The organism is Variovorax sp. YR266, from assembly GCF_900107295.1.
In the GTDB taxonomy this organism is placed as follows: domain Bacteria; phylum Pseudomonadota; class Gammaproteobacteria; order Burkholderiales; family Burkholderiaceae_C; genus Variovorax.
The window spans coordinates 526,153-543,808 of record NZ_FNPM01000003.1 but is presented as its reverse complement, the minus strand read 5'-3'; the positions used below and the strand labels follow the sequence as shown (position 1 = coordinate 543,808).

The window sequence follows — 17,656 nt, the reverse complement described above, 5'->3', positions numbered from 1 at the left end:
GCCATTATGCGGAGGCACTTGCGGAGGCACGCTGTGCGGCAAAGGCCACGTACCAGTCCAGGCTGCCGGGGTTTGCCATCGCCTCGCGGTTGACCACCTTCTCGATAGGCTGGCCCAGCAGCAGCTTCTTGATCGGCAGCTCCTGCTTCTTTCCCGAGAGCGTGCGCGGGATCTCGGCCACCTGGAAGATGTCGTTGGGCACGAAGCGCGGCGACAGCGAAGTCTTGATGGCGTTGTTGAGCCGCGTGCGCATGGCGTCGTCGAGCGACACGCCGGGGCGCAGCACGACGAACAGCGGCATGTAGCTGTCGCGGCCCAGGTATTCGAGGTCGACCACCATCGAGTCGAGTACCTCGGGCAGGCCCTCGACGGCGCTGTAGATCTCGCTGGTGCCCATGCGCAGGCCCTGGCGGTTGATGGTGGCGTCGCTGCGGCCGTAGATGATGCAGCCACCGTCCTCGCCGATCCTGATCCAGTCGCCGTGGCGCCACACGCCGGGGTAGGTGTCGAAGTAGCTCGACACGTAGCGCGCATTGCCTTCGTCGCCCCAGAAGTAGAGCGGCATCGACGGAATGGCCTTGGTGCACACCAGCTCGCCGACTTCGCCGATAACCGGCTGGCCCTGCTCGTTCCACGCCTCGACCGCATGGCCGAGTTCGCGGCACTGCATCTGGCCCGGCACTTCGGGCAGGTCGCGGTTGCCGCCGACGAAGGCGCCGCAGAAATCGGTGCCGCCGGAAATGTTGCACCACCACACCTCCTTCGAACCCGCCTCGAGAATCTGCCTGGAGCCCCATCGCTGCACCTCTTCGGGCAGCGGCGAGCCGGTGCTGCCGAGTGCACGCACGCGCGACAGGTCACCGCATTCCTTTGCGACAAGGCCGGCCTTCATGCAGTTGGTGAAGTAGGCCGCGCCCGCACCAAAGAACGTTACCTTGTGCCGCGCCACGAAGCGCCACAGCACGCTCCAGTCGGGCTTCTCCTTGCTGCCCGCCGGGTTGCCGTCGTAGATGCAGATGGTGGCGCCGAAGGCCATGCCCGAAAGCTGCGAGTTCCACATGACCCAGCCGGTGGAGCTGTACCAGTGGTAGCGCTCGCCGAAGTTGTTGGCGCCATAGCTCGCGCCCACGTCGTTGTGCAGGCCGCAGGCGTGCATGGTGAGGATGATGCCGCCCTGCCCGTGCACGATGGGCTTGGGCAGGCCGGTGGTGCCGCTCGAATAGACGATCCAGATCGGGTGGTCGAAGGGCAGCCATTCGGGCTCGAAGGCGGCAACCTCGGCACCGTTGCGCTCGGTGGCCTGCGCCCAGTCGACATCGTGCGGCACGGCATTGGCGGCGTACGGCGACTTCACCAGCAGCAGCTTCTGCACGCTCGGCAGCTGGCCGCGCAGCTCCTGCAGCACGGAGCTGCGGTCGAGCGGCTTGCCGCCGTAGTGCACGCCATCGACGGCGATCAGCACCTTGGGCTCGATCTGGCGGAAGCGGTCGGCCACTGCGGCCGTGCCCATGTCGGGCGCGCACACGCTCCAGATCGCGCCGATGCTGGAGCACGCGAGAAAGGCCACCATGGTCTCGGGCACGTTGGGCATGTAGGCCGCAACGCGATCGCCGCGCTGCACGCCTAGCGACTTGAGCGTGAGCGCCACTGACGCCACCTGGCGGCGCATTTCGGGCCACGACATCTCGCGCACTTCGCCGCGTTCGTTGTCGCTCACGATGGCGGGCATGCCGGCCGCGTGTGCCGCATCGGCATGGCGCAGCACCTCGCGGGCGTAGTTGACCTGGGCGCCCGGGAACCAGCGCGCGCCGGGCATGCGCGATTCGGCGAGCACGGCTGTGTGCGGCGTGGGCGACTCGATGCGGGCGTAGTCCCAGATGCTCTGCCAGAAGGCGTCGAGCTCGGTGACGGACCAGCGCCACAGGGCGTCGTAGCTGTCGAACACGAGGCCGCGCGTCTCGCGCAGCCAGTCTTGATAGAGGCGGATCTGGGGGATGTTGGGAGCGGGCATGGCACGAGCGTAGCGCTGCAAACGACCGTGCTCAATCGGGGTTGACCTCAGGGTTTGTACGTGTGTTCAATGTTTTTGTACAAGCGTTCAATACGCCTTCATGAGCACCCGCACACCTGCCGCAAGGCGCAGCACCTCGCGCGCTGCGACGCCTTCCCCCGCCGCAGTCGCCATCGCGACTGCGCGGCCCGACCGCAAGCAGGCGATCCTGCTGGCGGCCGAGAAGCTTTTTGCGCAGCACGGCTACCACGTGGTGACGATCCGCCAGATCGCCGAGGAGGCCGGCGTGCCGCTGGCGCTGGTGGGCTACTACTACGGCCAGAAGCACGAGCTGTTTCACGCGATCTTCGAGCACTGGGGCCACTCCATCGAGGCGCGGCTCGCGGGGCTGGCCGCTGTGAACATCGACCCCGACGACGCGCGCACGCTGCCGCGCATCATCGAAGCCTTCACCGCGCCCGTGCTGGCGCTGCGCGCAAGTTCAGAGGGCGAGTACTACGCGCTGCTGGTCGCGCGCGAGCTGTACCACGCCACCGAGGAAGCCGACCGCGTGCTGCGCGCCTACTTCGACCCGCTGGCCGAGGCGTACATCGATGCACTGCACGTCGCGCTGCCGCATGCCACGCGCAGCCAGGCGGCCTGGGGCTATCAGTTCGCGCTGGGCTCGCTGCTGCACCACCTGAACGACAGCCGCATCGAACGGCTCTCGCGCGGCGAGAACACGCGCGCCGACCCGGCCGTGGCGCCGATGCTGGTGAGCTTCATCGTGGGCGGCCTGCGCGCCGCGCTGCCGCGGCCCAAGACCCCACGCACGAACAAGACCATCTCCAGGAGACAAAAGCCATGATGAAACGACGCACCCTGCTGTCGGCGCTTGCCGCAGCATCGGTCACCGCCGCGCTGCCTTCGCGCGCCCAGTCCAACCCGAAGATCGTGTTCGGCTACACGGCCGTGACCGACTTCGCCTCGGTCTTCGTGGCGGCCGAAGAGGGCTACTTCAAGAAGCGCAATCTCGAGGTCGAGCTCAAGTTCATCCCGCTGAACTCGACGATCCCGGCGGCGCTGCAGTCCGACTCGCTGCAGATCGGCGGGCCCACGCCCTCGGTGTTCCTGCAGGCGGTGGATGGCGGGCTCGACCTGGTGCTGGTGGCCGGCGGCGGCCTCACCTCGAAGACCATCACCGGCTTCGGCCTGGTGGCGCGCGCGGGCTCGGGCATCAAGGGTCCGCAAGACTGCATTGGCAAGAAGATCGGCGTGCCGGGCCTCGGCGCCTTCCTGCACGTGACCTTCCGCGCATGGCTGAAAGACAGCGGCGTGGACTACCGCAAGGTCAACTTCATCGAGGCCGCATTCCCGCAGCATGCCGACCTGCTGCGCGGCGGCTCGGTCGATGCAGTGGTGTCGGCCGATCCGTTCATGAGCCGCATCACCGAGAGCGGCGCGGGCTACGTGGCTTCGTACTACTCGACCTTCCTGCCCGAGAACAACCAGACCATCGTGCATGCGGCCAAGCGCGAGTGGGTGGCGAAGAATCCCGCGGCGGCGCGCGCCTTTCGCGAAGCACTGGTCGAGTCGGGTGGGTTCATGCAGCAGCCGAAGAACGACGCCAAGGTGCGCGCGGCCATCGGCAAGTACATCAAGCTGCCGCCCGAAGTGCTGGCCAAGGTGCAGATCTCGCCGCCCGGCCCCGTGGTGACGGAAAAGCAGCTCGCCTACTGGACCGGGCTGATGAAAGAGCAGGACATGCTCAAGACGAGCATCGACGTTGCGAAGCTGGTGGCGAAGTGATCTCAGCACCTGCCCCCATCACCGCACGCGCCGCGCTGTCGGCGAGCGCCTTTCATTCGCCGGCCAGCCCCACGATGCAAGCCACTCCCTTCCTGCGCTTCGACGGCGTGACCATCCGCCTCGGCGGGCGCGAGATTCTGTCGCCCACCTCGTTCGACGTGGCGCGCGGCGAGTTCGTCTGCATCGTCGGCCCCAGCGGCTGCGGCAAGACCACGCTGCTGCGCGCGGCCAGCGGGCTCGTCACCGCGAGCGCGGGCGAGGTGCGGCGCAACGGCGTGAAGATGACCGAGCCTTCGCGCGAAGTCGCTTTCGTGTTCCAGGACTACGGCCGCGCGCTGCTGCCGTGGCGCACGGTGGAAGGCAATGTGAGCCTTGCGCTGGAGGCGGCTGGCGTGCCCGCCGCCGAACGCGCGCCGCGCATCGCCGACGTGCTCGGCAAGGTCGGCCTCGCGAAGCATGCGCAGAAGTTTCCGGTGCAGCTATCGGGCGGCATGCAGCAGCGTGCGCAGATTGCGCGCTGCCTCGCGCAGAAGCCCGAGCTGATGATGATGGACGAGCCCTTCGGCGCGCTCGACGCGCTCACGCGGCAAAGCCTGCAGGACGAGCTCGCGCGACTGGTGCGTGACGACGGGCTCACAGTGCTGTTCGTCACGCACGACCTGGAAGAGGCCATCTACCTTGGTGACCGCGTGATCGCGTTGCAGGCCAACCCAGGGCCGGGGCGGCCGAGCCTCGCGCGGATGATCGACGTGAAGATCCCCCGGCCGCGCGACCAGCTTACGACGAAGGAGCATCCTGAGTACCTGCAGTTGCGGCGTGAACTGTTCGCCTTCATCGAGCAGGGCCATGACTGAGAACCGCCTCTTCCGCTGGCTGCGGCCGTGGGTGTTTCCGGTGGTGCTCGTCGGAGCCTTCGAGTGGTACGCGCGACGTGCAGCCGCGCTGGGCAGCGATGCGCTCGCGCCACCGAGTGCGGCAGCCAAGGCTTTCGTCGGCGCGGCCATGGACGGCTCGCTCTGGCAGGCCACCGGCTTCACGCTCGGCACCGCGGCACTTGGTTTGCTGCTGGGCGCTGTGCTCGGCATCGCATTGGGCCTGGTGCTCGGACTCTCGCGCCGCGCGGCGCAGCTCGGCTCCGTCTCCATCGAGGTGCTGCGCCCGGTGCCTTCGGTCGCGCTGATTCCGCTCGCGATGCTGACCTTCGGCTTCGGCGTGCGCATGGAACTGGCCATCGTGGCGTTTGCCACCTTCTGGCCGCTGCTGGTGCTGGTGCAGTCGGCGGTGCAGCAGATCGAGCCACGGCTGCTCGAAGTCAGCCGCGTGCTGGGCCTGTCGGCGCGTGAGCGGGCCTTCAAGATCGTGCTGCCGGCCATCGTGCCGCGCCTGTTCGTCGCGCTGCGGCTGGGCGTGGCGGTGGCGCTGGTGGTGGCCGTGACGGTGGAGATCGCCGCCAACCCGAATGGCATGGGCTACGCGATGATGATCGCGCAGCAGAGCTTCGACCCCGCGCTGATGCTCGCCTGGCTGGGCTGGATCGGGGTGGTGGGCTTTGCGGTCAATGCGGGCATGCTGCTGTTGCAGCGCGTGGTGTCGCGGCGCATGGGGGTGCCGTCATGAGCGGCAACAACAACGATCGCACCGGTCTGAACTGGCTCGGCTCGCTGGGCGTGTTGCTCGCGCTGATCGCGCTGTGGTGGGTCGCGAGCAACGCGGGCTGGGTCAGCCGCGTGTTCCTGCCGACGCCGCAGGCTACCTTCTCCAGCCTGCTCGAAGGACTCAACCTCTCCGGCGAAGGCGGCAACGGCGAACTGCTCGGTTTCACGCAGGCCACTGTGGGCCGGATGATCGAGGGCTGGCTGCTCGCTTCGCTCTTCGGCGTGCTGCTGGGCGCGGCCATCGGCGTGTCGCCCTCGGTGCGTGCGTGGGTGCAGCCGACGCTGGAGTTCATTCGCCCCCTGCCCGCCTCGGCGCTGCTGCCGCTGGCGATTTCGATCTTCGGGCTGAACCCCGGCATGGTGCTCTTCGTGGTCGCCTTCGGCGCGATGTGGCCGGTGCTGCTGGCCACGGTGCACGGCTTCGCGGCGGTGGAGCCGCGCCTGTCGGAAGTGGCGCGCTGCCTGCAGATGTCGCGCGCGGCGTACATCTGGAAGATGGGCCTGCCCAATGCAATGCCCGACATCCTGGCCGGCATGCGGCTCGCGCTGACCATTGCGCTGATCGTCGCGGTGGTGGGCGAAATGATCGCCTCGCAAAGCGGCCTGGGCCAGGCCATTCTGCTGGCCGCGCGCGCCTTTCGCGCGAGCGACCTGTTCGCCGGCATCGTGCTGCTCGGGCTCATCGGCTTCGCGAGCAACGCGCTGCTGGCCTTTGCCGAGAAACGCCTGCTGCGCTGGCAGCAGCCCTGATTCCTTCCTCTTCTCTTTCCCTCTCTTTCCTTTTCTTCCAACACGAACACCCCACAAGGAGCCCCGCCATGCCACGCAAATTCGTCGACCTCTCGATCTTTCTCGAAAACGACGTGCTCTCCGACCCGCCGGCCTTCGCACCGAAGATCCAGTACTTCACGCACGAGCAGACCTACGAGCAGATCGAGCCCTTCTTTCCCGGCCTTCAGCGCGAAGACCTGCCCGACGGCGAAGGCTGGGCGGTGGAGCTGGTGCAGCTGTCGACGCACAACGGCACGCACCTCGATGCGCCCTATCACTTCCACTCGACCATGGACAAGGCGCTGGGCGAGAAGAAGCCCGCCATCGCGATCCATGACGTGCCGCTCGAATGGTGCTTCCAGCCGGGCGTGAAGCTCGACTTTCGCCACTTCGCCGACGGCTACGTGGTGACGGCCGACGACGTCGAGGCCGAGTTGAAGCGCATCGGCCACACGCTGAGTCCGCTGGAGATCGTGGTGGTCAACACGCGCGCCGGCTCGCGCTACGGCAACCCCGACTACGTGTCGGCCGGCGCGGGCATGGGCTACGAGGCGACGATGTACCTGCTCGAGCGCGGCGTGCGCCTCACCGGCACCGACGCATGGAGCTGGGACGCGCCCTTCGTGCACACCGCGAAGAAGTACGGCGAGACGCATGACGCCTCGCTGATCTGGGAAGGCCACAAGGCTGGCCGCGACATCGGCTACTGCCACATCGAGAAGCTGCACAACCTCGAGGTGCTACCACCCACGGGCTTCTTCATCAGCTGCTTTCCGCACAAGATCCGCGGCGCGTCGGCGGGGTGGACGCGCGCGGTCGCGATCTTCGACGACGCGCTGATGGCTTCGGTGTGAGGGCCTCTTCACCATGAGCGCACTCAACCACACGCACGACGCCAACGCGCGCAGCTGGGTCGAATCGGCCAATGCAGCGGACAGCGACTTTCCGATCCAGAACCTGCCGCATGCGGTGTTTCGCCGCGCGGGCAGCAGCGAGGCGTTTCGCGGCGGCGTCGCCATCGGCGACCAGGTGCTGGACCTTGCGGCGCTGGCCGCCCAGCAACAGCTCGACGGTCTTGCACTCGATGCGGCGCGAGCGGCCGCGCTGCCCGCGCTGAACGACTTCTTCGCGCTCGGCGGCGCCGCGTGGAAGGCGCTGCGGCACGCGCTCTTCGACCTGCTGAAGAACGACGCACCCGTCGCCACGGTGCAGGCCGTGCGCGAATGCCTGGTGCCGCAGGCCGAAGTCGAATACACGGTGCCTGCACGCATCGGCGACTACACCGACTTCTACACCTCGATCGACCATGCGCTGAACATCAGCCGCCTGATGAATCCGGATGGCGACGTGACGCCCAACTTCCGCTGGATTCCGACCGCGTACCACGGGCGCGTGTCGACCATCGGCGTGAGCGGCCAACGCTTCCGCCGGCCGATGGGGCAGGCGATGGCGCCGGGCGCGAAGGCGCCGACGTATCAGGCCTGCGCGCGGCTCGACTACGAGCTGGAGCTTGGCGTGTGGATCGGCAGGGGCAATGCGCAGGGCGAGCCCATTGCGCTCGAACATGCGGAAGAACACATCTTCGGCATCTGCCTGCTCAACGACTGGTCTGCGCGCGACATCCAGTTCTGGGAGATGGCGCCGCTCGGCCCCTTCCTCGCGAAGAACTTCGCAACCACGATCTCGCCGTGGATCGTGACGATGGAAGCGCTTGCGCCCTACCGGCAGGCGTGGACGCGGCCAACGAGCGAGCCCCAACCGCTCGCGTACCTGGAGAACGCGAAGAATCGCGAGAGCGGTGCGCTCGACATCCGCCTGGAGGTCTGGCTCGAAAGCGAGAAGGCGCGCAAGGAGAAGACCGGACCGTCGCGCCTGTCGTCCACGAGCTTCAGGCACCAGTACTGGAGCGTCGCGCAGATGGTGACGCACCACACGATGGGCGGTTGCAGCCTGAACCCGGGCGACCTGTTCGGCAGCGGCACGATCTCCGGGCCCGGTGCAGGTGAAGCCGGCGCAATCATCGAACTGACGCGCGCCGCGCAAAGCCCGGTGACGCTGACCAATGGCGAACAGCGCGGTTTTCTGGAAGACGGCGATGCGGTGCTGCTGCGCGGCTGGTGCGAGAAGCCGGGGCATGCGCGCATCGGGTTTGGGGAGAGCCGGGGGACGGTGTTGGCGGCCAGGGGTTGACGCCGCCGTAAACATTATTTACAGTCCGCCTCCTTCGCGAATTTGCTCGCGTCGATCCGACAACGGAACACACCCACAACCGCCACCCGGAAGCCTCTTCGTGAACGCAGCACTGGTCGTTGCCAACGTCATCGACAACGCGAGCCCGACATCGGGCCGTGCGTTCGTGTGCGGCATGGGCCATGCGATCGGCCTGCAGCAAGCGGGCTATCACGCATCACCGGGAGGAGTCGGCGCATAGCGCGCATCTCTTCAGCACTCTTTTCAAGGAGGCCCGGACACCGAATGGTTCCGGGCCTCTTTTCTTTTGCGTCACCATCAACCACAGGGAGAAAACAACCATGCGCAAACTCGTCACCGTCCGCACCGTCGACGCCATCCGCCCCATCCCCGGGGCCGATGCCATCGAATGCGCCATCGTCGAAGGCTGGACCGTCGTCATCAAGAAGGGGGAGTTCGCCGTCGGCGACCGCTGCGTCTTCTTCGAGATCGACGCGTTCCTGCCGCTCGACGATCCACGCTTCGCCTTCCTGGAGAAGGCCGCGATCACCTGGAACGAACAACGCGGCGTGCGGCTGCGCACGATGAAGCTGCGCGGCCAGATCTCCCAGGGGCTGATCCTGCCGCTGTCGCAGTTCGCGGAAATCGACGCGCTCGCGCTGGCCGATCCGGCACTGCGCCAGCGCGATTGGGCCGAGCTGTTCGGCATCGGCAAATGGGAGCCGGTGATCCCGGCCTGCCTGTCGGGCGAGGTGGAGGGCCCATTTCCGTCCTTCATTGCCAAGACCGACCAGGAGCGCATCCAGAACCTGCCGGAGGTGCTTGCGGCAAACGACGGGCTTGCGTTCGAGGTCACGGTCAAGCTCGACGGATCGAGCATGACCGCGTTCCACAACGCGGGAGCACTCGGCGTGTGCGGGCGCAACTGGCAACTGCGTGAAACCCCGGGCAACAGCCTGTGGCGCGTGGCGCGGGAAAACCGCCTGCTGGAAGCGCTCGCGACGCTGGGCCGCAATGTAGCGCTGCAGGGCGAGATCATCGGCGAGGGCATCCAGGGCAACCCGGAGAAGCTGCGCGGTCAGCAGTTCCACGTTTTCGATGTGTTCGACATCGACCGCGGCAGCCACTGCGGGATGGATGAGCGCAACGCCATCGTCGACGCGCTGCGCGTGTTGGGAGCGGGGGTGCGCACCGTGCCGCTGCTCGAAGTGAGCACGCTCGACCGCTTCGACGGATCGATGGCCGAGGTGCTGGCGTATGCCGAAGGGCCGTCGCTGAACCCGGGCACCTCGCGCGAGGGGGTGGTGTTCAAGCGGCTGGACGGCGGGCTGTCGTTCAAGGCGATCTCGAACAGCTACCTGCTGAAGCACTCGGACCGCTGAGCAAGCAGGGCAGTTGCCCAACGAAAAAAGGCCACCCGATGAGGTGGCCTTTTTTCTGCAATGTGGAGCGGGAAAAGAGTCTCGAACTCTCGACCTCAACCTTGGCAAGGTTGCGCTCTACCAACTGAGCTATTCCCGCGTGAAGCCTCGGATTATAGGGTGATCTTGAGCCACTTTTCCCGGATCCGGGAAAAAAGTTCATTCAAGCGTCGAACACCAGCGACCGATGCAGCGACACGCCGGCCATCAGGCCGTCCGCCGAGGCCAGCGTGGCATTGGTGAATTTCATCGAGAGGTCGCCCGCCGCGTAGACGTCGGGCACCGTCGTCATCTTCATGCCATCGACGCGCAGCACCGGGCCGAAGGGGCCGTCGTCGAAGGCGCAGCCGAGCTGTTCGGCCAGCGGGCTGGACGGACGCGTGTGCGGCACCACGTACAGCGCCTCGATCGGCACGAGCCTGCCATCGTCGATGCGCACGCCGGCAAGCTGAGGCGCCGCGCCTTCCAGGCCAACGATGCGCCCCGGCTCGATGGCCACGCCGCGCGACTGCAGCTTCGCGCGCGTCTCGGCATCAGGTCCATCGCCGCCATTCAGGAAGACCGTGGTCGGGCCCCACTCGTTGATCAGCAGCGAATGGTCCGGCGGATGCCCGCTGTGGAACAGCACGCCCAGCGGGCGCCCGCTGAACTCGTAGCCGTGGCAATAGGGGCAGTGCAATACGCTCTTGCCCCAGCGCTCGCCGATGCCGGCGATGCCGGGCAGGCCGTCCTGAATGCCGTACGCCAGGAGCAGCTTGCGGGTCTGAACCTGCTCGCCGTTGTTCAGGGACACCGTAAACCCCTCGGCGCCATCGGAGCTCGCGGCCACCGCACTGCCGCTGACGAACTTGACGGACGGATACGCAAGCAGCTTGTCGCGCGCGTCGGCAATCATCTTCAAGGGCGGCACGCCGTCCTGCCCGAAGAAACCGTGCGACGCCGCGGCAAAGCGGTTGCGCGGCGCACCCGCATCAACGACGCACACGCTCCTTCGCGCGCGCGCCAGCTGCATGGCAGCGGAGAGGCCGGCAAAGCTGCCGCCCACGATCAGAGCGTCATAGCGCATGTTCAATGTCCTTCGATGTGAAGCCGCCGCCCGTCATGCGGCGGTGGAAGTCCCTGGAAAGATCGGCCAGCGTGATGCTGTTGAAACGCCTGAGCAGCAGTGCCTCGGCCTCGTCGCACGCTCCGTCGAGCGCCGCGTTCACGGCCTGCTCGACGATGCAGCCCGGGCTCTCGGTGCGATTGCCCATGGCCAGCAGCGCGGGCGCGCCGACGGCGTTGTGGATGTCGCCCAGCGTCACCGCCGCCAGCGAACACGACAGCACCCAGCCGCCGCCGTGGCCCTTGGCCGAGCTGACGAACCCCGCCTGCCGCAGGCCGGCCATGAGGCGGCGAACGACGACCGGGTTGGTGTGCATCGCAGCCGCGAGCGACTCGGAAGTGACGGGGTCGTTCATCTCGGCCATGTGCAGGAGCACGTGGAGAACGGCTGAAAGCTTGCTGTCTCGTTTCATGCAACATTATGAGTTGCATATGTTTGTCATGGCGTGCCGAAGGGTCTTGCGGGGCCGGAACGCCCGTCGGTTGTCACGACACTGAGGTGAGAATCGGGCCGGCCGCACCAACCCCACCATGACGCCCGCCCCGACAACCCTGCTCGACGCCGCCCTGCGCGGCGTGCTGCTGGCCTTGCTGCTCGTGCTCGCGCTGGTCCTCGGCCGCGACCGCCCTCGCCTGCCGGTCGCGCGCGCCGGCGTGCTGCTGACGCTGGGCCTGTGCATCCAGGTCATCGGCTCCGCGCCGGCCTTCGAATCGCTCGTGCCGCGCGTGTGGCAGTCGCCGTTCGTCGCCGTGGCGGTCGGCAATGCTGTGCTGTTCTGGGTGTTCGTGCAGGCGCTGTTCAACGATGACTTCAGGCCGCGGCCCGTGCACGTCGCCTCGTGGCTCTTGGTGGCCGCGGTGGCCGCGCTCAACTGCGCGGTGGTGGCGGGCAGCGCCTCGGTGCTCGCACCGGTGACGATGGGAATTCAGCGCGCCGTGCCACTGGTGTTCGCGGTGCTGGCCGCGATGGCGGCAGCCTCGCAATGGCGGGCGGATCTGGTGGAGGGGCGGCGCCGGCTGCGCGTGTTCATCGTGGTGACGGGCGTCGGCTACAGCGTCGGGATGCTGGTCGTCCGGCTGGCCTCGCCGCACGGGCAGTTGTCCAGCCTGTCGGCGACGGCTGATGTGGCGATGCTGCTGCTGATCGTGGCGGTGGTGGCTTGGCGGATGGTGCGGCTGGCGGGGTCGGAGCTGTTTCCGGCCGCGGTGGTTCCGGATGCGCCTATCCCAACGGTCGAACCGCCCCCTGTCGCCCCCCCGGCCCCCGACCCCGCCGAAGACCGCCTCGCCGAATCCCTGCAACACGCCATGGCGGTCGATCACGCCTATCGCAGCGAAGACCTGAGCATCGCCGCCCTCGCCGCACGGCTCTCAGTGCCCGAATACCGCCTGCGCCGCCTCATCAACCAGCGGCTGGGCCATCGCAATTTCAACGCCTTCGTCAACGGCTTCCGGTTGGCCGAGGCAACGGCGGCGCTGGCCGACTCCTCGAAGCGCGAGCTGCCGGTGCTGACCATCGCGTTGACCGCGGGCTTCCAGTCCATCGGCCCGTTCAACCGCGCGTTCAAGGCCGTCACCGGCCTCACGCCCACCGAATTCCGCAAGCAGAAGCTGGCCGAATCCTGAAATCTCTTGCCGAAAACCGCGTTTGCGGCTTTCGGCAAGACGCGGCCGGCACGCTGCTGCATCGTCCGGGTCGCCGGGGGCATGGGCCTCCGATGACAAGGAGTTCGATGCGACGACGTTTCCATTTCATCTTCCTGCTGGCCCTGTGGTCCGGATGGGCGCAAGCCTCAATGGGCATGGCGGAGCTTCCTGCCACGGCTGACGACGGGCCAGTCACGGTGTTCTACCCGTCCACCGATGCGGCCCAGCCGACCCGGCGCGCCCGCTTCACGCTCGACATGGCGGCGCAGGGCGCACCGGTGCGCGGCAATGGACGGCTGGTCGTCGTCTCGCACGGCTCCGGCGGCGCGCCATGGGTGCACGTGGACCTGGCACGCAGTCTGGTCGAAGCCGGCTTCATCGTCGCCATGCCCGAGCACAAGGCCGACAACTACAAGGACGACAGCAACCCTGGCCCCGACAGCTGGTCGATGCGCCCGGCCGAGGTGTCGCGCGCCATCGACGCAGTGGCGCGCGACCCGCTCTTCGCGCCGCTGCTGCAGCTCGACAAGGTCGGCATGTACGGCATGTCGGCCGGCGGGCATACGGCGCTGAGCCTCGCGGGCGGGCGCTGGTCGCCGGCCGGGTTCAAACAGCATTGCGAGGCGAACCTGGTGGACGACTTCCAGTCCTGTGTCGGCCTGATCATGCGGCTGACGGGCGGGCCTTTCGATGGCCTGAAGAAATGGGCCGCGCTGTGGGTCATCCGCCATCGCTTCGACGACGCCACCCCGCGCGAGCACACCGACCCGCGCATCGCCGCCATCGCGGCGGCCGTGCCTTCATCAGCCGATTTCGACATGGCCTCGCTGGCCGACCCGCGCGTGCCGCTGGGGCTCATCACCGCCCGGCAAGACCGCTGGCTGATCCCGCGCTTTCACAGCGACCGGGTGCTGGCGGCCTGCCTGCCGCGCTGCGAACTGATTGCCGACATGCCCACCGCCGGGCACGGTTCGCTGCTGTCGCCGCTGCCGCCGGGACTCACCGGGCTGATCGGCGACATGCTCAACGACCCGTCTGGCTTCGACCGCAGCGGCGTGTTACCAGACGTGAACCGCAAGACAACAGCATTCTTCAGCACGCATCTGCTGCCTTGATGCGGGCCGGGGACTAACGTACGAGCCTCTGATTTCGCCGACAGCCGATTCCCACACGTGTGGGCGACTGTCGCGCACATGGCGACAGATGGCGGCCCGGCCATGGTTGCACCCGAATCGATCGAACCTCGGTCGGTTCTTGAAATCGTGACCATGCTACGAAAGGAACAGTCACCCATGAAGCAACAGCAACACAACCGCATCTTCCTCGGCGCCCTGCTCGCAGGCCTCCTGGCCGTCGGCGGCGCAGCCCAGGCGCAAGGCGTCGGGGTCGGCGTGGGAGTCAATGCAGACGTGAACACTTCGGGCGCCGCCGGCACCGGCTCCCCACAGGGCGGAGCCGCAGCAGGCGCCGGTGCACGCACCGGTGCGGCCGCAGGCGCCCGCACGAATGCCGGCACTACCGCCACCGACGCGGCCGGCAACTCGACAGGCGGCGTTGGCAATGCCGTCGGTGGCGTGCTGGGTGGTGCCACCGGCGCTGTCGGCGGCGCCACCAATGCAGTGGGCGGCGTAGCGAACACCGCTGGCAGCACGCTGAATGGCGCAACCGGCGCCGTGGGCTCGACCGCCGGTACCGTGAAGCCGGCAAACGCCGGCGCAAAGGCTCGCGCCAAGGCCCAAGGCTCGGGCGCTGTCGACATCAAACAGCAGTAACCCCGGCGGCCAAGCCGAAGAAAGCCCGCAGCGCCCGCGTTGCGGGCTTTCTTATTGATGAAGCCTCAGTCAGCCAACTTGAGCTTGAACAGGCTGGTGACTTCCGCGTCGAGCACCACCAGCTCGCGCTGGTTGAAGAGCCGCCAGCGCCAGCGCAGGATGCCGAGCGTGGGGCGCTTCTCGGAGCGGCGCACCTCGATCACGTCTGCCACCAGTCGCAGCGCGTCGCCGGGCCGCACGGGGTTGGGCCAGCGCACATGCTCGAGCCCCGGCGACGCAAAAGACTCGGAGCCGGCGAGCGCCGCGCCGACCACCAGCCGCATCGCGATGGAGCACGTGTGCCAGCCGCTGGCGATCAGCCCGCCGAAGGGGCTGTCGGCAGCCGCATCGGCATCGGTGTGAAACCACTGCGGGTCGTAGGCCCGCGCGAACTGCAGGAGCTCGGCTTCGGCAAGCACGTAAGGGCCGGCCTCGATGACCTGGCCCGCATGGAAGTCGGCGAACTTCATCCGCCGCAGCTTAGTACGTTTCGAGGTGCAGGCGGCCTTCGCGCTTCAGGGCAGCGCCGACGGAGTCCCAGTCGAGCCCCGCTTCCTTCGCCACGTCGCGCAGTGCGAGCACCACGCCCTCTTCCATGCTCTTGAGGCCGCACACGTAGAAGTGGCTGCTGCCGTCTTTCAGCAGTGCGGCCAGGTCGGCGGCGCGTTCGCGCATCAGGTCCTGCACGTAGCGCTTGGGTTGCCCCGGCGTGCGCGAGAACGCGAGGTTGATGTCGATGAAGTCCTTGGGCAGCGACTGCAGCGGACCGAAGTACGGCAGCTCCTGCTGCGTGCGGGCGCCGAAGAACAGCATCAGCTTGCCGCCTTCGAACTTGCCGCTCTTGCGCAGCCGGCGGCGCCATTCGGTCATGGCGCGCATCGGCGCGCTGCCGGTGCCGGTGCAGATCATCACGATGTGCGACCTGGGGTGGTTCGGCATCAGGAACGACGCGCCGAAGGGCCCCACCACCTGCACCGTGTCGCCCACCTTCAGGTCGCACACGTAGTTGGAGCACACGCCGCGCACCGGCTCGCCTTCGTGGTCTTCGGTCACGCGCTTCACGGTGAGCGAGACGTTGTTGTAGCCGGGCCGCTCGCCGTTGCGCGGGCTGGCCACCGAGTACTGGCGCGCATGGTGGCGCTTGCCGATGGCATCAATGCCCGGAGGCACGATGCCGATCGACTGGCCTTCGAGCACCGGGAACGGCAACACGCCGAAGTCGAGCACGATGTGGTGCGTCTCGCTGTCGAAGCCGGCCTCGGTGCAGTTGAAGTTGCCCACAACGGTGGCGGTGGTCGGCGTCTTCGGCGGAAAGAGATTGGTGTAGGCGTGCGCGGCCGACCAAGGCGGCACGGTGGCGCCGTACTGCGCGGAGTTGAAGGCCGGCTCGACGGATTCGACTGCAGCCTGGGCTTGCGCCTGGGTTTGCTCAGGCGCGGCAGCATCGCCAGCGGCTTCGGCAGACACGCCGGCCGCTTCCAGCTCTTCGGGTGAGAGCTCGGCGGGCAGCGATTCCCAGGTTAGCTGTTCCTCGATCGTGTACGCGCGCACCAGCGGCATCGTGCGCCAGTTGTCGATCGAGCCCGTCGGGCACGGCGAGATGCAGGCCATGCAGCCGTTGCAGACGTCGGCTCGCACGACGTAGTTGTTGTCGTCGTGCGTGATCGCGTTGACGGGGCAGGTGGCCTCGCAAGTGTTGCAGCGGATGCAGATCTCGGGGTCGATCAGGTGCTGCTTGATGACCCCGGCTTCAACGGCCATGTCCATGTTGTTCTCCATCCCCTCGCCGTGGGGACGAGGGATTCATATCCAGGCGCTCAGCCGAAACGCACGTATTCGAAGTCCACGGGCTGGCGATTGATGCCCATCACCGGCGGCGAGATCCAGCCTGCGAACTTGCCCGGCTCCACCACGCGCCCCATCAACGATGCCACGAAAGCAAAGTCTTCGGCGCTCGGCAGCCATTCGTCGCGCTTGGCGGCCCATTCGACTTCGTTCACCACGCGGCCTTCCGGCGACATCTTGATGCCGGCGAGCGCGCCGATCTGGCGGTTGAAGGCCTTGTGCGGCACCACCAGGCGGGTCGGGATGCCGGCCTTTTCCAGCACCTTGTTCCAGCGGCCGACGCCGGCCACCGAGTCCTTGATGAAGTCGTCGCGCAGCACTTCGTTCAGTGCATTGAGCATCGGCACGTCTTTCTCGACGAGCTGGCCTTCCTTCACTTCCAGCACCTTGTAGGTCTGGCCCTTGAGGATGTGATCGTCCGTGCGCTTGCCTTCTTCGTAGCGGCCCTTCAGGCCCGAGCTGTAGAAGATGGCGGCGTTGCTCGACTGGTCGGCGCCGAACAGGTCGATGGTCACGCTGTAGTGGAAGTTCAGGTAGCGCTGGATGGTGCCCAGGTCGATGCAGCCCGCGGCGCGCACCTTCTGCGCGTCATCGGTCTTCAGCTCGTTCATCACCTGAGCGGTGCGCGCGATGACGCGCGACACGCCGCTTTCGCCCACGAACATGTGGTGCGCTTCCTCGGTCAGCATGAACTTCGTGGTGCGCGCCAGCGGATCGAACGCGCTTTCGGCCAGCGCCGAAAGCTGGAACTTGCCGTCTCGGTCGGTGAAGTACGTGAACATGAAGAACGCGAGCCAGTCGGGCGTGCGCTCGTTGAACGCACCCAGGATGCGCGGGTTGTTCTCGTCGCCCGAGGTGCGCTGCAAGAGCGCCTCTGCTTCCTCGCGCCCGTCGCGGCCGAAGTGCTTGTGCAGCAGATAGACCATCGCCCACAGGTGGCGGCCTTCTTCCACATTGATCTGGAACAGGTTGCGCAGGTCGTACATGCTTGGCGCCGTGAGGCCCAGGTGGCGCTGCTGCTCGACCGATGCGGGCTCGGTGTCGCCCTGCGTCACGATGATGCGGCGCAGGTTGGCGCGGTGTTCGCCGGGCACGTCCTGCCAGGCCTTCTCGCCCTTGTGGTCGCCGAAGTGAACTTCGCGGTTGGCGTCGCCCGGGTTCAGGAAGATGCCCCAGCGGTAGTCGCGCATCTTCACGTGGCCGAACTGGGCCCAGCCCTGCGGGTCGACGCTCACGGCCGTGCGCAGGTACACCTCGTGGTTGGTGGAGCCTTCGGGGCCCACGTCGTCCCACCAGTTGATGAAGTTGGGCTGCCAGCCTTCGAGCGCGCGCTGCAGCGTGCGGTCTTCGCCGAGGTTGACGTTGTTGGGGATCTTCTCGCTGTAGTTGATCGTGCTCATCGTTGTTCCTTGG

Annotated in this window: 18 protein-coding genes and 1 tRNA gene; 12 read left to right on the top strand and 7 right to left on the bottom strand. The window is 67.3% G+C overall.

The window, feature by feature from the left end:
* Nucleotides 1-4: 4 nt before the first annotated feature.
* The gene (locus BLW48_RS11695; RefSeq protein WP_093174791.1) at nucleotides 5-2,011 is read right to left on the bottom strand and encodes an acetoacetate--CoA ligase; all 2,007 of its coding nucleotides are present in this window, start codon (nucleotides 2,009-2,011) and stop codon (nucleotides 5-7) included.
* 100 nt (nucleotides 2,012-2,111) lie between these two features.
* On the opposite strand from BLW48_RS11695, the gene BLW48_RS11690 reads away from it, so the two are divergent.
* The 9 genes from BLW48_RS11690 (at nucleotide 2,112) to BLW48_RS11655 (ending at nucleotide 9,797) form a co-directional block, all read left to right on the top strand.
* Nucleotides 2,112-2,858, top strand: a complete 747-nt coding sequence (locus tag BLW48_RS11690; RefSeq protein WP_093174788.1) for a TetR/AcrR family transcriptional regulator — start codon at nucleotides 2,112-2,114, stop codon at nucleotides 2,856-2,858.
* A complete protein-coding gene (locus BLW48_RS11685; RefSeq protein ID WP_093174786.1) occupies nucleotides 2,855-3,799 on the top strand; it encodes an ABC transporter substrate-binding protein in 945 nt (314 codons plus the stop codon). Before BLW48_RS11690 ends, BLW48_RS11685 begins: the two co-directional genes overlap by 4 nt.
* Nucleotides 3,796-4,653: an ABC transporter ATP-binding protein gene (locus BLW48_RS11680; RefSeq protein WP_093057044.1), complete on the top strand. Its 858-nt coding sequence runs from the start codon at nucleotides 3,796-3,798 to the stop codon at nucleotides 4,651-4,653. The genes BLW48_RS11685 and BLW48_RS11680 overlap by 4 nt, the downstream gene beginning before the upstream one ends.
* A complete protein-coding gene (locus tag BLW48_RS11675; protein ID WP_093076568.1) occupies nucleotides 4,646-5,416 on the top strand; it encodes an ABC transporter permease in 771 nt (256 codons plus the stop codon). The genes BLW48_RS11680 and BLW48_RS11675 overlap by 8 nt, the downstream gene beginning before the upstream one ends.
* The gene (locus BLW48_RS11670; protein WP_093174783.1) at nucleotides 5,413-6,204 is read left to right on the top strand and encodes an ABC transporter permease; all 792 of its coding nucleotides are present in this window, start codon (nucleotides 5,413-5,415) and stop codon (nucleotides 6,202-6,204) included. Before BLW48_RS11675 ends, BLW48_RS11670 begins: the two co-directional genes overlap by 4 nt.
* Nucleotides 6,205-6,272: 68 nt before the next feature.
* Nucleotides 6,273-7,079: a cyclase family protein gene (locus tag BLW48_RS11665; protein WP_093076564.1), complete on the top strand. Its 807-nt coding sequence runs from the start codon at nucleotides 6,273-6,275 to the stop codon at nucleotides 7,077-7,079.
* A gap of 13 nt (nucleotides 7,080-7,092) precedes the next feature.
* Nucleotides 7,093-8,415 carry a fumarylacetoacetase gene (fahA, locus tag BLW48_RS11660; RefSeq protein WP_093174781.1) on the top strand — a complete coding sequence of 441 codons (1,323 nt, stop codon included), beginning with the start codon at nucleotides 7,093-7,095 and terminating at the stop codon, nucleotides 8,413-8,415.
* A 100-nt stretch (nucleotides 8,416-8,515) separates the two neighbouring features.
* Nucleotides 8,516-8,656 (top strand): hypothetical protein, encoded by a 141-nt coding sequence (locus tag BLW48_RS35400; protein WP_177142322.1) that lies wholly within the window; start codon nucleotides 8,516-8,518, stop codon nucleotides 8,654-8,656.
* Nucleotides 8,657-8,756: 100 nt separating this feature from the next.
* A complete protein-coding gene (locus tag BLW48_RS11655) occupies nucleotides 8,757-9,797 on the top strand; it encodes an RNA ligase (ATP) (protein WP_177142321.1) in 1,041 nt (346 codons plus the stop codon).
* A gap of 63 nt (nucleotides 9,798-9,860) precedes the next feature.
* Here BLW48_RS11655 and BLW48_RS11650 read toward each other — a convergent pair.
* The 3 genes from BLW48_RS11650 to BLW48_RS11640 all read right to left on the bottom strand — a co-directional run bounded on the left by BLW48_RS11650 (nucleotide 9,861) and on the right by BLW48_RS11640 (nucleotide 11,353).
* Nucleotides 9,861-9,936, bottom strand: a tRNA-Gly gene (locus tag BLW48_RS11650).
* 63 nt (nucleotides 9,937-9,999) lie between these two features.
* Nucleotides 10,000-10,902, bottom strand: coding sequence for an NAD(P)/FAD-dependent oxidoreductase (locus BLW48_RS11645; RefSeq protein ID WP_093174775.1), 903 nt, complete (start codon nucleotides 10,900-10,902; stop codon nucleotides 10,000-10,002).
* On the bottom strand, nucleotides 10,892-11,353 hold the full coding sequence (locus BLW48_RS11640) for an RrF2 family transcriptional regulator (protein WP_093057051.1): 462 nt from the start codon (nucleotides 11,351-11,353) through the stop codon (nucleotides 10,892-10,894). The genes BLW48_RS11645 and BLW48_RS11640 overlap by 11 nt, the downstream gene beginning before the upstream one ends.
* 118 nt (nucleotides 11,354-11,471) lie before the next feature.
* Here BLW48_RS11640 and BLW48_RS11635 point away from each other — a divergent pair, with 118 nt between their 5' ends.
* The 3 genes from BLW48_RS11635 (at nucleotide 11,472) to BLW48_RS11625 (ending at nucleotide 14,359) form a co-directional block, all read left to right on the top strand.
* Nucleotides 11,472-12,566 (top strand): AraC family transcriptional regulator, encoded by a 1,095-nt coding sequence (locus tag BLW48_RS11635; protein WP_093174772.1) that lies wholly within the window; start codon nucleotides 11,472-11,474, stop codon nucleotides 12,564-12,566.
* Nucleotides 12,567-12,673: 107 nt separating this feature from the next.
* Nucleotides 12,674-13,702, top strand: a complete 1,029-nt coding sequence (locus tag BLW48_RS11630; RefSeq protein ID WP_093174770.1) for an alpha/beta hydrolase family protein — start codon at nucleotides 12,674-12,676, stop codon at nucleotides 13,700-13,702.
* 177 nt (nucleotides 13,703-13,879) lie between these two features.
* Nucleotides 13,880-14,359, top strand: coding sequence for an adhesin (locus BLW48_RS11625; RefSeq protein WP_093057054.1), 480 nt, complete (start codon nucleotides 13,880-13,882; stop codon nucleotides 14,357-14,359).
* A 65-nt stretch (nucleotides 14,360-14,424) separates the two neighbouring features.
* On the opposite strand, the gene BLW48_RS11620 is transcribed toward BLW48_RS11625, so the two are convergent.
* Genes BLW48_RS11620 through boxB form a run of 3 tightly spaced genes read right to left on the bottom strand, consistent with a single transcriptional unit; the run spans nucleotide 14,425 to nucleotide 17,643 of the window.
* Nucleotides 14,425-14,868, bottom strand: a complete 444-nt coding sequence (locus BLW48_RS11620; protein ID WP_093174767.1) for a MaoC family dehydratase — start codon at nucleotides 14,866-14,868, stop codon at nucleotides 14,425-14,427.
* Between the two features lie 10 nt (nucleotides 14,869-14,878).
* Nucleotides 14,879-16,165: a benzoyl-CoA 2,3-epoxidase subunit BoxA gene (gene boxA / locus BLW48_RS11615; RefSeq protein ID WP_093174946.1), complete on the bottom strand. Its 1,287-nt coding sequence runs from the start codon at nucleotides 16,163-16,165 to the stop codon at nucleotides 14,879-14,881.
* 50 nt (nucleotides 16,166-16,215) lie between these two features.
* On the bottom strand, nucleotides 16,216-17,643 hold the full coding sequence (gene boxB / locus BLW48_RS11610; protein WP_093174765.1) for a benzoyl-CoA 2,3-epoxidase subunit BoxB: 1,428 nt from the start codon (nucleotides 17,641-17,643) through the stop codon (nucleotides 16,216-16,218).
* Between the last annotated feature and the right edge of the window lie 13 nt (nucleotides 17,644-17,656).

Excerpts from the sequence above, each read along its gene's own strand:
- BLW48_RS11630 (WP_093174770.1), top strand. The coding sequence starts at position 12,674 with ATGCGACGACGTTTCCATTTCATCTTCCTGCTGGCCCTGTGGTCCGGA.
- BLW48_RS11640 (WP_093057051.1), bottom strand. The coding sequence starts at position 11,353 with ATGAAACGAGACAGCAAGCTTTCAGCCGTTCTCCACGTGCTCCTGCAC.
- boxA (WP_093174946.1), bottom strand. The coding sequence starts at position 16,165 with ATGGACATGGCCGTTGAAGCCGGGGTCATCAAGCAGCACCTGATCGAC.
- fahA (WP_093174781.1), top strand. The coding sequence starts at position 7,093 with ATGAGCGCACTCAACCACACGCACGACGCCAACGCGCGCAGCTGGGTC.
- BLW48_RS11645 (WP_093174775.1), bottom strand. The coding sequence starts at position 10,902 with ATGCGCTATGACGCTCTGATCGTGGGCGGCAGCTTTGCCGGCCTCTCC.
- BLW48_RS11670 (WP_093174783.1), top strand. The coding sequence starts at position 5,413 with ATGAGCGGCAACAACAACGATCGCACCGGTCTGAACTGGCTCGGCTCG.
- BLW48_RS11675 (WP_093076568.1), top strand. The coding sequence starts at position 4,646 with ATGACTGAGAACCGCCTCTTCCGCTGGCTGCGGCCGTGGGTGTTTCCG.
- BLW48_RS11665 (WP_093076564.1), top strand. The coding sequence starts at position 6,273 with ATGCCACGCAAATTCGTCGACCTCTCGATCTTTCTCGAAAACGACGTG.
- BLW48_RS11620 (WP_093174767.1), bottom strand. The coding sequence starts at position 14,868 with ATGAAGTTCGCCGACTTCCATGCGGGCCAGGTCATCGAGGCCGGCCCT.
- BLW48_RS11695 (WP_093174791.1), bottom strand. The coding sequence starts at position 2,011 with ATGCCCGCTCCCAACATCCCCCAGATCCGCCTCTATCAAGACTGGCTG.
- BLW48_RS11635 (WP_093174772.1), top strand. The coding sequence starts at position 11,472 with ATGACGCCCGCCCCGACAACCCTGCTCGACGCCGCCCTGCGCGGCGTG.
- BLW48_RS11685 (WP_093174786.1), top strand. The coding sequence starts at position 2,855 with ATGATGAAACGACGCACCCTGCTGTCGGCGCTTGCCGCAGCATCGGTC.
- BLW48_RS11690 (WP_093174788.1), top strand. The coding sequence starts at position 2,112 with ATGAGCACCCGCACACCTGCCGCAAGGCGCAGCACCTCGCGCGCTGCG.
- BLW48_RS11655 (WP_177142321.1), top strand. The coding sequence starts at position 8,757 with ATGCGCAAACTCGTCACCGTCCGCACCGTCGACGCCATCCGCCCCATC.
- boxB (WP_093174765.1), bottom strand. The coding sequence starts at position 17,643 with ATGAGCACGATCAACTACAGCGAGAAGATCCCCAACAACGTCAACCTC.
- BLW48_RS11625 (WP_093057054.1), top strand. The coding sequence starts at position 13,880 with ATGAAGCAACAGCAACACAACCGCATCTTCCTCGGCGCCCTGCTCGCA.